The 11570-nt window shown below is 57.7% G+C and carries 12 protein-coding genes; 2 read left to right on the top strand and 10 right to left on the bottom strand.

The window, feature by feature from the left end; translation table 11 throughout:
• Positions 1 to 100: 100 nt before the first annotated feature.
• Complete coding sequence (gene tpx, locus PGQ95_RS06060) at positions 101 to 607, top strand: thiol peroxidase (RefSeq protein ID WP_430917292.1); 507 nt, start codon at positions 101 to 103, stop codon at positions 605 to 607.
• A gap of 28 nt (positions 608 to 635) precedes the next feature.
• Here the strand turns inward: tpx and PGQ95_RS06055 are convergent, their stop codons facing one another.
• From PGQ95_RS06055 to pspA, 8 genes are all read right to left on the bottom strand, one after another.
• On the bottom strand, positions 636 to 1673 hold the full coding sequence (locus tag PGQ95_RS06055) for an AbrB family transcriptional regulator (RefSeq protein ID WP_430917290.1): 1038 nt from the start codon (positions 1671 to 1673) through the stop codon (positions 636 to 638).
• Positions 1674 to 1806: 133 nt separating this feature from the next.
• A complete protein-coding gene (gene tyrR, locus PGQ95_RS06050; protein ID WP_015366278.1) occupies positions 1807 to 3348 on the bottom strand; it encodes a transcriptional regulator TyrR in 1542 nt (513 codons plus the stop codon).
• 317 nt (positions 3349 to 3665) lie between these two features.
• Complete coding sequence (locus tag PGQ95_RS06045) at positions 3666 to 4727, bottom strand: TIGR01620 family protein (protein ID WP_045374644.1); 1062 nt, start codon at positions 4725 to 4727, stop codon at positions 3666 to 3668.
• Entirely contained in the window at positions 4724 to 6121 is a 1398-nt protein-coding gene (locus PGQ95_RS06040; RefSeq protein ID WP_113373168.1) for a YcjX family protein, read from the bottom strand. The genes PGQ95_RS06045 and PGQ95_RS06040 overlap by 4 nt, the downstream gene beginning before the upstream one ends.
• A 105-nt stretch (positions 6122 to 6226) precedes the next feature.
• Positions 6227 to 6445: a phage shock protein PspD gene (gene pspD, locus PGQ95_RS06035; RefSeq protein WP_015366275.1), complete on the bottom strand. Its 219-nt coding sequence runs from the start codon at positions 6443 to 6445 to the stop codon at positions 6227 to 6229.
• Between the two features lie 30 nt (positions 6446 to 6475).
• Positions 6476 to 6835: an envelope stress response membrane protein PspC gene (pspC, locus tag PGQ95_RS06030; RefSeq protein ID WP_015366274.1), complete on the bottom strand. Its 360-nt coding sequence runs from the start codon at positions 6833 to 6835 to the stop codon at positions 6476 to 6478.
• The gene (gene pspB, locus PGQ95_RS06025; protein WP_045393114.1) at positions 6835 to 7059 is read right to left on the bottom strand and encodes an envelope stress response membrane protein PspB; all 225 of its coding nucleotides are present in this window, start codon (positions 7057 to 7059) and stop codon (positions 6835 to 6837) included. The genes pspC and pspB overlap by 1 nt, the downstream gene beginning before the upstream one ends.
• 55 nt (positions 7060 to 7114) lie before the next feature.
• Positions 7115 to 7783, bottom strand: coding sequence for a phage shock protein PspA (pspA, locus tag PGQ95_RS06020; RefSeq protein WP_087859389.1), 669 nt, complete (start codon positions 7781 to 7783; stop codon positions 7115 to 7117).
• 152 nt (positions 7784 to 7935) lie between these two features.
• Between pspA and pspF the strand changes: the two genes are divergently transcribed.
• The gene (gene pspF, locus PGQ95_RS06015) at positions 7936 to 8922 is read left to right on the top strand and encodes a phage shock protein operon transcriptional activator (protein WP_271032392.1); all 987 of its coding nucleotides are present in this window, start codon (positions 7936 to 7938) and stop codon (positions 8920 to 8922) included.
• On the opposite strand, the gene PGQ95_RS06010 is transcribed toward pspF, so the two are convergent.
• Entirely contained in the window at positions 8913 to 10304 is a 1392-nt protein-coding gene (locus tag PGQ95_RS06010) for an MFS transporter (RefSeq protein ID WP_337071906.1), read from the bottom strand. The two genes, pspF and PGQ95_RS06010, sit on opposite strands and share 10 nt — an antisense overlap.
• A 25-nt stretch (positions 10305 to 10329) precedes the next feature.
• A complete protein-coding gene (locus tag PGQ95_RS06005; protein ID WP_313768971.1) occupies positions 10330 to 11499 on the bottom strand; it encodes a M20 aminoacylase family protein in 1170 nt (389 codons plus the stop codon).
• Between the last annotated feature and the right edge of the window lie 71 nt (positions 11500 to 11570).

The raw sequence follows: 11570 nt of genomic DNA, 5'->3' as shown, positions 1-11570 counted from the left end.
CCTGGGCCTCTTAGGTAAATGTTAAATAGAGTTTGCCGTGTTGCTGGCTGATGTCATACACTAACTACGACGTTAACTATATGTAAACAGGAAGATAACCATGTCGCAAACCGTACATTTCCAGGGTAACCCAGTGTCTGTTCAGGGCTCCATTCCGCAGGCTGGCGCGAAGGCGCAGCCGTTTACGCTGGTCGCCAAAGATCTCTCTGACGTCACGCTGAGCCAATACACTGGTAAACGTAAAGTACTGAATATTTTCCCAAGCATCGATACCGGCGTCTGCGCGGCATCGGTTCGCAAATTCAACCAACTGGCTTCTGAGCTGAACAACACCGTCGTGCTGTGCATCTCCGCTGACCTGCCGTTCGCGCAGTCCCGTTTCTGCGGCGCAGAAGGCCTGAGCAATGTGATCACCCTGTCTACCCTGCGCGCGCCGCAGTTCCTGGCAGATTATGGCGTTGCTATCTCCGCAGGCCCGCTGGCCGGTCTGGCAGCACGTGCAGTCGTTGTTCTCGATGAAAACGACCAGGTGGTTTACAGCCAACTGGTTAACGAAATCACCGAAGAGCCGGATTACGATGCGGCGCTGGCTGCGCTGAAAGCGTAATCGCCCTCTTTCTGTTATCAAGCCTCCTTCAACGGAGGCTTTTTTCTTTGCGCGGCGCATAGCGCGAAATCAACCGCGCGGTGGCCGGGCCGGTGAGCAATATGGTAAACAGGCGCAGCGTTTGCATCGCCATGATAAAGGACATATCCGCCCGGGTACCGACGGCAATTATCGCCACCGTATCCAGACCCCCGGGGCTGGTCGCCAGATAGGCGGTGAGAAAATCCAGCGGCAGCAGGTGCGTTAACGCTAAAGCCATCAGCGCGCACAGCGCGATCAGGCCGACGATGGCGGCGATGATTTGCGGTAGCGTCTTCAGCGCCAGCATAAAAATCTCGCGATTAAACTGCAGGCCAACCGTCCAGCCAAGCGCGGTATACGCCAGCACCAGTAACCATTCCGGTAGCTCCAGCAATAGCATGCCTTCACCCTGCGCCAGCGCACCGGCCAGCATCGGTAACAACATTGCCCCGGAAGGGATGCGTAAACGTAACCCTAACCAACCGGCGACCGCAGTCAATAGCAACGTTAACGGTAGATTAAAAGTCAGCGGCGGGAACCAGACGATCTGCTGGGTCATCTCCTGCGCCTCGCCGCCGAGCGCGAAACGCACCACCATTACCGCCGCGCCAACCACGAACAGTACCCGCAGATACTGCATCAGGGCCACCAGACGAACGTCGGCGCCATACTCTTGCGCCATCACCACCATCGCCGAAGCGCCGCCCGGCGAGCTTCCCCACGCGCCGGTTGCCCCGGGTAGCGAACTGTAACGCACCAGCAGCCAGCCGGTCAGCGCGCTGATGGCTAGCGTGGAAAAGAGGATAATCAACACCAGCGCCCAGTTGGCGGCCAGAACGCCGAAAATAGACGGGGTGAGCGCACGGGCGATCATGCAGCCGATGATAGCCTGAGCGGCGATAAAGAAGGGACGAGGGAGACGAATCGTGGCGCCGCGCAGACTAAGGGTAATTCCGGCGATAAGCGGGCCAAGCAGCGGCGCAGCGGGAAGATGGAGCCGGAACAGCACAAAGGAGAGCACGGCGGAGAGTGCCAGTAATATCATCCACTGAGGCCAATCCCGTTGCAGCGCCAACCGTCACCTTCCCGGAAAAAGAAAAATAAAATAAGTATATACAGAAATATCGCTGAAAAAACGCTGAAAATCGCGGCCGCGCCGAGCCGGCCGCACCGGTGATTTATTCTTCGCCTTTCTTCTGGCTCAGACCATACTCGCGCAGCTTGTTAGCAATCGCGGTATGCGAAACGCCGAGACGTTTGGCTAATTTACGCGTGCTGGGGAAGCTGCGATACAACTGGGTCAATACCGAACGCTCAAAGCGGCGGGTAATATCGTCGAGCGATCCTTCCATCGCCTCTTCACCTACCGGCAGCGACGACACATCGTGATCTGGCAGCAGAATATCCTGCGGGCGCAGTTCGAAGCCCTCGAGCTGGGTTAACGCCCGGTACACTGCGTTTTTCAACTGACGCACGTTGCCCGGCCAGCTATAGCGGGTCAACACGGTATTAAGGTCAGCGGAGAGTTTTGGCCGCGGGATGCCCTGCTCATCGGCAAAGCGCGCGACGAACAGTTCGGTCAACGGCATGATGTCCTGCGGACAATCGCGCAGCGGCGGCAGGTTCAGCGTCAGCACATTCAGACGATAATAAAGATCTTCGCGGAACAGCCCTTTCTGCACCAGCTCGACGAGATTTTTTTGCGTCGCGCAGATAACCCGGACATCGACATGCACTTCGTGATCTTCACCGACGCGACGGAAAGTACCATCGTTGAGAAAGCGCAACAGCTTCGTTTGCATGCCAGGCGACATTTCGCCGATCTCATCCAGCAGCACAGAGCCGCCGTTGGCCTGCTCAAAGAAACCTTTTTTCCCCTGCGACGCATCGCCGAATAGCTCGCTCTCCACCGCATTTTCCGGAATCGAACCGCAGTTCAGCGCCAGATACGGTTTGCTGGCGCGCGGGCTGGCCAGATGGCAGGCATGGGCCAGCAGATCTTTACCGGTACCGGTATCGCCGACAATCAGCAACGGGGCGCTAAGCATCGCCAGCTTGCGGGCCTGTTCTACGACGTGGCGCATTTTCGGCCCAACGGCGAGGATCTGGCTGAAGGCGCTGGTATCCTGGGTCGTTAGCGTTTGCAGTTGACGCCCCATACGTACGGTGGAGCGCAACATCACCACGGCGCCGGTCAGCACGCGTTCGGCGTGTTCGCCTTCCAGATACACCGGCGTTACTTCCAGCATAAAGTTTTGGCCATTCACGACCACATGCTCGGTATGCGACTCCAGCGGGTTACCTTCCAGCCAGCGCTGCAGGTTGAAATCAGTAATGAGCTGCGCCACCGGATGGCTGCGTAAACGAGCCTGAGTTTGACCAAACAGCTGGCAGCTGGCCGGGTTGGCAAGTTCTACTTTGCCTTTGGCATCCAGCGACAGCACCGGTTCCGGCATTGCCACCAGCAGCGCGCTCAGCGCCAGATGTTCCCGCTCTGACGGCATCCACGCCACGGTTCGAACATCGGTTACGCCGGAGATACGGCGGATTTCCGCCATTAAACTGCTGAAACTGGCGAACTCCAGCTCGGCGAAATTAAGATAGATTCGGCCAATCGGGTCGATATCGATACCGCGCAGATCAATACCGCGCAGCACCAGCAAATCGAGTAATTCACGGGTCAGACCAAGACGGTCCTGACAAAAGACTTCCAGACGCATAGGAGTTTTCACCCTAAAAAGGCCAATGACGGATGAATGATAGGACAGATATGTGCTTACGGGAAGATAGCTGTCAACAATTATTGACAGTATGGCGGAAAAATGGGCTTTATGCCGTAAAGTTATGCGGGCATTTCTTTTGCGTTATGGCTCGCATGGCACAGAGAGCGCACAGAAGGCTCTGGTCGCCAAGGGTTTTCCCGGAGGCGGCGCGTTGCGCCTTCTCCGGGCTACCAAATCGCGCAGCGCTATAGCCCCGGTAAGCGGCAGCGCCACCGGGGGGTGAGGCCACCACCTGGCATTTACCCTTGCCGACGTTATTTCTCCGCGCCGGTTTTGCTTTTCTGCAGCGTCTCTTTCAACTGGCCGATCAGCTCTCGGCGGAAATCGCCGAGCCGCGGTTTATCATCCGCGATCCACGGCAGCGGACGGCACAGCTCCATCGCTTTAATCCCCAGACGGGCGGTCAACAACCCGGCGCCGATACCCTGGGCGGCGCGCGCCGACAGGCGGGCCGCCAGATCCTGCGACATCCAGTCCATTCCGACTTCGCGCACCAGTTCGCTGGCGCCGGCAAAGGCGATATTCAGCAACACCAGGCGGAATAAACGCAGGCGGCTATAATAACCAAGTTCAATACCGTAGAGGGTGGCGATACGGTTAATCAGCCGCAGGTTACGCCAGGCGATAAACGCCATATCGACCAGCGCCAGCGGGCTGACGGCGATCATCAGCGTCGATTCCGCCGCCGAACGGCTGATTTCCCGCCGCGCCTGCGCGTCCAGCACCGGCTGCACCAGTTGCGCGTACAGGCTCACCACTTCGCGATCGTTTTGCGTTTCATGGATGGCCGCATACCAGCGCTGCAGCGCCGGATGCGATTGATCCAGCCCGGCCTGCTGCGCCAGCTTCTCACAGAACGCGCGCCCTTTGCCTACCGCGTGGCTATGCATCAGATCCCGCGCTTCATCGCGTTCGTGCGCGCGCTGGCGCAGCCGCCACAGGCGACGCCATTCGGTCGCTACCGATCCCACGCCCGCGCCGACAATCAGCGCCCCGGCCGCACAGCCGCCAAGCGCAATCCAGTCTTGGGTCTGCCAGGCCGTCACCGTCCACTGCACGCCCTGCGCCACCACGCTAATGCCAAAAATCGCCAGCCCGGCGCTAACCATCCGTCGCCACAGGCTGCGTTTCGGGCGCAGTACCGATTCCACCACCGCTTCGGCGGCCCCCTCCTCTTCAGCGACCATTTCAGGCAGCATCGGAGCGAAGGTTTGCGCATCGGCCGCGTCAAAGGCGCGGGCCGATTTTAAGGTCTGACTCTTTTCCGTTTCCAGAGGGCCATCGAAATCGATCCGCGGTTTTATCGGCTCGCTCATCGCAATTTATCTCCAATCAAAAATTCCAGCGCCGCGTCGAGGCGAATATGCGGCAGCGGTTTATCGACATCCATCGCTCTCGGGCGGAAGTTCTCAAACTGGAAACCCTGCTGTTCCCAGAAGGCCTGACCCGGCAGCCGCGCCGGCACCTCGCCTGGGAAAATAGTGAGCGGCTGCCCATCGCTCAGACGATCGCCGCGCAGCGCCGGGATCTTCTCGCCGTTAACCTCGATAAGCCCGCCCTGGGTGGCCTGAATGGACGCCAGCCCCAGACAATCCATGCTGATACCCTCAAAGGCGGCATTCTGCCAGGCGTCCTGAATCAGTTGCTGAAGTAGCGACACCATGTTGCCGTGCTGATCGACGGTCACGTGATCGGCTTTGGTGGCGGCGAACAGTAGCTTGTCGATAACCGGTGAAAACAGGCGACGGAACAGCGTTCGCTGGCCGTAATGGAAACTTTGCATCAACTGGGTCAGCGCCAGACGCATATCGTTAAACGCCTGCGGCCCGCTGTTTAACGGCTGCAGGCAGTCCACCAGTACAATCTGGCGGTCAAAGCGCAGGAAGTGGTCTTTATAAAAGCCTTTCACCACTTTCTCGCAGTAGTATTTGAAACGCTCGCGCAGCATCCCCGCATTGGTGTGTTTATCTGCCTGCGCAAGTCTGGCTTCGCCAGCCGCATCGACATCCGGCCAGGGGAAAAACTGCAGCGCCGGCGCGCCCGCCATGTCGCCAGGAAGCACAAACCGCCCCGGCTGAATAAAGTGCAACCCCTCGCGCTTGCAGGCGTGTAGATAATCGGTCCAGGCGGCGGCGATCTCCGCCAGCCGGGTTTCGTCGGCGGGCGCCAGCGGATCGAGCCCCTCGCACAGCTGCCGCCAGCGGGCAGACCACTCTCCGCGCTGCCCCTGTAACAGCCCGGTCATCTGCCGCGACCAGCTTAAATAATCTTGCGCCAACATCGGCAGGTCGAGCAGCCATTCGCCCGGATAATCCACGATTTCCAGATACAGGGTTGAGGTGTCTTTGAAATGACGTAGCAGAGAATCGTTAGAGCGATAGCGCAGTGCGAGGCGAATTTCGCTCACCCCGCGGGTTGGCGTCGGCCAGGCCGGGGGCTGGCCATAAAGCTGCGCCAGGCCTTCATCATAGGTAAAACGCGGAATGCCGAAATCACGCTGCGGAACCCGCTTCACGCCCAACAGGCGTTCTTCACGCGCCGCGCTCAGCAGCGGCAACCGGGCCCCGGCGTGGATATTCAGCAGTTGATTAACCATCGCGGTGATAAAAGCCGTTTTACCGCTACGGCTTAGCCCGGTTACGGCAAGACGTAAATGCCGGTCAACCCCGCGGTTGACCAGCGCATTGAATTCAGTTTTGAGTCGCTTCATCGCCAGTCCGTTATGCCCAGAAGGAATGTCGTTTAATGATAAGCTATTTAGATGGGGATAATTAGGGTCAATATAAAGCGCGCCGGTATTCCTCCCCCTGAGGAATTATTTCATTCCGCGGGCAAAACGATTGGCCAGCCGACTGAGCAGCGGCTCAAGCGCTACCGCCAGCAACATTTTCAGCGGCCGACGCGCCACCGATTTCACCGCCCAACCGGCAACGCCCGCCGGGCCGTAGCGCAGCGCGGTCAGCAGCACCAGCTTACCGGCGATCTTAAGACCCGGTTTCACTTTTTGCCCTGCCTGTTGCCATTTCATATTCATGCGTTGCCTCGTGGTTATATGGAAAAAGTTTTACAGTTGACGAAAACGGCTGCGCAGCGTGAAGGTATCGGAGGTGATATAACGCTCCATATCACGCAGGCGCTGTTCGCCGGAAGCCAGTTCGGCATCCACGGCGGCCAGTAAATCACCATTGCTCGGCCCTTTTTCGCCGTACAGTTCGCTATCCGGTATCGGGTCCAGCGCGAAAGTCAGAATGATGTAGGCCACCAGCACAAAAAAGAACAGGCCAAAAATCATCGCCAGCACGGTTATCAGACGCACCAGCTTCACCGGCACATCCAGGTGCTGCGCAATACCGGCGCAGACCCCCTTCACCATTCCGCGCTGCGGGATACGCCACAGTTTTTTATTAAAATCCAATCCGGCCATTATTTGTCTCTCCAGTTCGGATGTTCCGCATCAAGGATCGCTTCCAGCGCCTGAATACGTTCGCGCATCCGTTTCGCCTCATCGGTCAGCTGCAGCAGGCGCTGCTGTTCGTTCTGGGTTAACGCCCCGTCCGCCGAGCGATTGTTGTAGTGCAGCCATAACCAGACCGGCAACACGAACAGCACAAACAGCGTGAGCGGGATGGCAAGAAAAAGCATGCTCATGTGTACTCCTTACAGGTGGTGAGCCGCGGCGCAACACCGCGCCGCGCAATATGCATTACTGGTTATTCTGATTCATTTTGGCTTTCAGCGCCGCCAGTTGCTCGCTGATTTCATCATCCGCTTTCAGTTCGGCAAACTGCTGATCCAGCGATTGTTGTTTGCCAAAACGATGGCTCTCCGCCTCGGCTTCCATTTGGTCAATACGGCGTTCGAAAGACTCAAAACGCGCCATCGCTTCATCCATTTTACCGCTATCGAGCTGGCGGCGAACATCACGCGAAGAGCTGGCCGCCTGATGGCGCAGCATCAGCGCCTGCTGACGAGCGCGGGTTTCGCTGAGCTTATTCTCCAGCTCGCCAATCTCTTTTTTCATCCGCGCCAGGGTTTCATCCACCAGTTGCGCTTCGTGCTCCAGGCTGCCGATAAGGTCAGTCAGCTTCTGTTTTTCGATCAGCGCCGCACGCGCCAGATCTTCTTTCTCTTTACGCAGGGCCAGCTCGGCCTTTTCTTGCCATTCCAGTTGCTGCGCCTGCGCCTGTTCGATACGGCGGGTCAGCTGTTTCTTTTCCGCCAGCGCGCGGGCGGAGGTAGAACGCACTTCAACCAGCGTGTCTTCCATCTCCTGAATCATAAGACGGACCAGTTTCTGCGGATCCTCCGCTTTCTCCAGCAGGGAGTTGATGTTGGCGTTCACGATGTCGGCAAAGCGAGAAAAAATACCCATAATTTCAATCCTCATAGTTCTGATAGCAGGCAGCGGCCTGTGCAGTAATTAATACAAATGGCGTGCCAACTTTTTATCTTGTTGATTTTAAACAAGGTGGTTGAGGAATGGCCGCCTGCTTGCTACAGTGAGTTGGTGAATCACACTACTTAATGGCGAAATTCATCATGGCGGAATACAAGGATAACCTGCTTGGCGAGGCAAATAGCTTTCTGGAGGTGCTCGAGCAGGTCTCGCAGCTGGCGCCGCTGGATAAACCGGTACTGGTGATCGGCGAACGCGGGACCGGCAAAGAGCTCATTGCCAACCGACTGCACTTTCTCTCTTCGCGCTGGCAGGGGCCGTTTATTTCGCTCAACTGCGCGGCGCTGAATGAAAACCTTCTCGATTCCGAATTGTTTGGTCATGAAGCTGGCGCCTTTACCGGCGCCAGCAAACGGCATCCGGGGCGCTTTGAACGTGCCGACGGCGGCACGCTGTTTCTCGATGAGCTGGCCACCGCTCCGATGCTGGTGCAAGAAAAATTGCTGCGGGTAATTGAATACGGCGAACTCGAACGCGTCGGCGGCAGCCAGCCGCTGCAGGTTAACGTACGGCTGGTGTGCGCCACCAACGCCGATCTGCCCAAAATGGTCGAGGAAGGTCATTTCCGCGCCGACCTGCTCGACCGGCTGGCGTTTGATGTCGTGCAACTACCGCCACTGCGCGAGCGCCAGAGCGACATCATGCTGCTTGCCAACCAGTTTGCCATTCAGATGTGCCGCGAACTGGGGCTTCCTCTGTTTCCCGGCTTTAGCGAGCGAGCCGTCGACACGCTGCTTGCATACCGCTGGCCGGGCAATATTCGTGAGCTGAAAAATGTGGTTGAACGTTCGGTTTACCGCCACGGCAGCAGTGATAGCGAGCTGGATAATATCATTATCAATCCATTTAACAGCGCCGCTCCTGCGCCTGCTCCGGTCGCCGAACATGCGCTTCCCGCGTTGCCGCTGGACCTGCGCGCCTTTCAGCTGGAGCAAGAAAAAAGCCTGCTGCAGTCAAGCCTGCAGCAGGCGAAGTACAATCAAAAGCAGGCGGCGGACCTGCTGGGGCTTACCTACCACCAGCTACGCGCATTACTGAAGAAGCATCAGCTATGAGCGACGCGCGGCAGCATCGCCGCGCTGACCAGCATTGAGCCTAAACACAGCGCGGCGTTAAACCACAGCGCGTACTGCGCGGCGCTGGCCATCCCCAACGGCAGGAACAGCGCAAAAAGTGACGCCGTCACGGCAATACCCATCGCACCGCCAAGCGAGCTTCCCATCTTATAAACCCCTGACGCGACGCCAATTTTATTCTCCGGCGCATTGGCGACGGCGGTATCGGTCGAAGGCGTGGCATAACAACCAAGACCGAGGCCAAACAGAATATTGCTGAAAAAGACGGTCCCGATATACAGCGACTTATCGAGGAAGGTACAGGAGATCAGCAGAATACCGATAGCGGTAAACACCGGCCCGGTCATCATCGGCAACCGCGCGCCATAGCGCTGGAGCAGTTTTTCTCCGACGCGAATCATCGCCAGTACCGTCACCAGATAACCCAGCGTCATCATGCCGGTTTCCAACGGGGTGAGATGATGCCCCTGCTGTAGCCAGATGCTGGTGATCATCATCGTGCCGATAGCGCCATTAAGCATGAAGTTCGACAGCACCGCCGCGCCGTAGGCTCGGTTGCGAAATAAAGCGAAGTCGATCAGCGCCGCTTCACCTTTACGCAAACCGCTGCGAATAAACAAACCTCCCATAACCACCGCGCCGCCCAACATCGACAGCGTTAAACCGCTGCTCCAGCCCCATTGATGACCCTTGCTGATAAACAGATTAAGCAGCACCAGCGACGCGATCAGGCTTAATAATCCGCCCACATCCAGCTTATGCCGATCGGCGCTGGCGCTGCGGCTCTCCGGGGTGCCACGTAGCAGCAATAACGCAAGCAGCGCCACCGCAATCGAAAACACGAAGATCCATCGCCAGCCAAGACCGGTGGCAATCGCGCCGCCGACAAACGAGCAAAGCCCGCTGCCGCCCCAGGAGCCAATGACCCAGAAACTCACCGCCCGCTGCCGCGCCCTACCTTCATACCAGGTTTTGATCAGCGCCAGCGTCGCCGGCATAATGCAGGCCGCCGAGAGCCCCTGCAGGATACGGCCGGTGATAAATAGTCCCGGCCCCTGCGACGCCGCCAGAAACGCGCTACCGATAATACTCAGCGCCAGGCCGAGATAGGTCATCCGCACCCTGCCGAATTTATCCGCCAGCCCGCCGCTGGCCACCACAAAACAGCCGCTGAATAAAGCGCTGAGACTCACCGCCAGGGTTAACGTCTCCAGTGAAATATCGAGGCTGCTTTTCATCGCCGGAACAACATTGATAACCGATTGCGCAAACAGCCAGAACGTCAGCACGCTGAGCACAATACCCGCTAGCAGGCGATCGCTGCCGACGAACTGAGATTCGCTTAACGATACAGAACTCATAATCGGGTCCCCCCGTCGCGATAGGTTAACGCAGATAGCGTTCCGTCAGGCCGCACCAGAGCGCCGCACCGGTAAGCAGGATTTGATCGTTAAAATCGTATCCCGGGTTATGCACCATACAGCGGTCGGCTTCATCACCCGCGCCGATAGTGAAGTAGCAACCGTTTGGATTGCTCTCCAGCATGAAGGCGAAATCTTCGCTGCCCATAAATGGATTCACGGTACCAACCTGTTCTTTGCCAAACAGCGAGGTCGCCACTTCACGAACCAGCTCATTAGCCGCCGGATCGTTACGTAAAACCGGGCTGCCGTTGACGTGGGTTAAGGTAGCGCTGGCGTTAAAACTTTCTGCCTGAGCGACCGCAATATCGTGAATGCGCTGCAGCACCGTCTCGCGCACCTGCTGGTTAAGGGTACGGACCGTCAGCTTCATCAACACTTTATCGTTGATGATGTTCGGCGCATGGCCTGCCTGAATGCTGCCGACGGTGACTACCGCGGGTTCAAATGGCGTGATATTGCGTGAAACGATCGATTGCAGCGCGAGAGTAATATGGCAGGCAACCAGCGTCGCATCGACGGTATGCTCCGGTACCGCACCATGGCCGCCAACGCCCTTCACCTCGATATGCAGCGTATCGGAAGAGGCCATCATCGCGCCGTCGCGCAGGCCGATTTTGCCCAGTTTCTGGCCCGGCATGTTATGCAGGCCAAAGATGGCATCGCAGGGGAATTTTGTGAACAGGCCATCTTCGACCATCACCCGTCCGCCGTACAGCAGCTCTTCTGCCGGTTGGAAAATTAACTGCAGCGTACCGTTAAACTGACGCGTGCGCGCCAGATATTCCGCCGCATACAGCAGCGTGGTGGTGTGACCGTCATGGCCGCAGCCGTGAAAACGCCCGTCTACCTGGCTTGCCCATGCTTTACCGCTCATTTCCTGCATCGGTAGCGCATCCATATCCGCGCGCAGACCCAAACGTTTTTCGCCGTTGCCGACTTTCAGCGTCCCGACCACGCCGGTACCGGCGAGGCCGCGATGCACTTCATACCCCCACTCAGCAAGCAGCCGGGCGACTTCATCGCTGGTTTTATGTTCTTCAAAGCCAATCTCGGGCTGTTGGTGGAAGCGGCGACGTAACGCCACAAACTGCGCTTCATTAACTTGCAAAGATTCAATCAATGGATGTGTCATTTTTATTATTCCTGTGTTGTGTTGGCACGACACTTTCGAGTTTATGCGCCCCACCCGGCTTTAAAATGCGC

The organism is Klebsiella sp. 141240 (genome assembly GCF_050600805.1).
Classification (GTDB): Bacteria; Pseudomonadota; Gammaproteobacteria; order Enterobacterales; family Enterobacteriaceae; genus Klebsiella; species Klebsiella aerogenes.
This window is presented reverse-complemented; position numbering and strand designations above follow the sequence as displayed.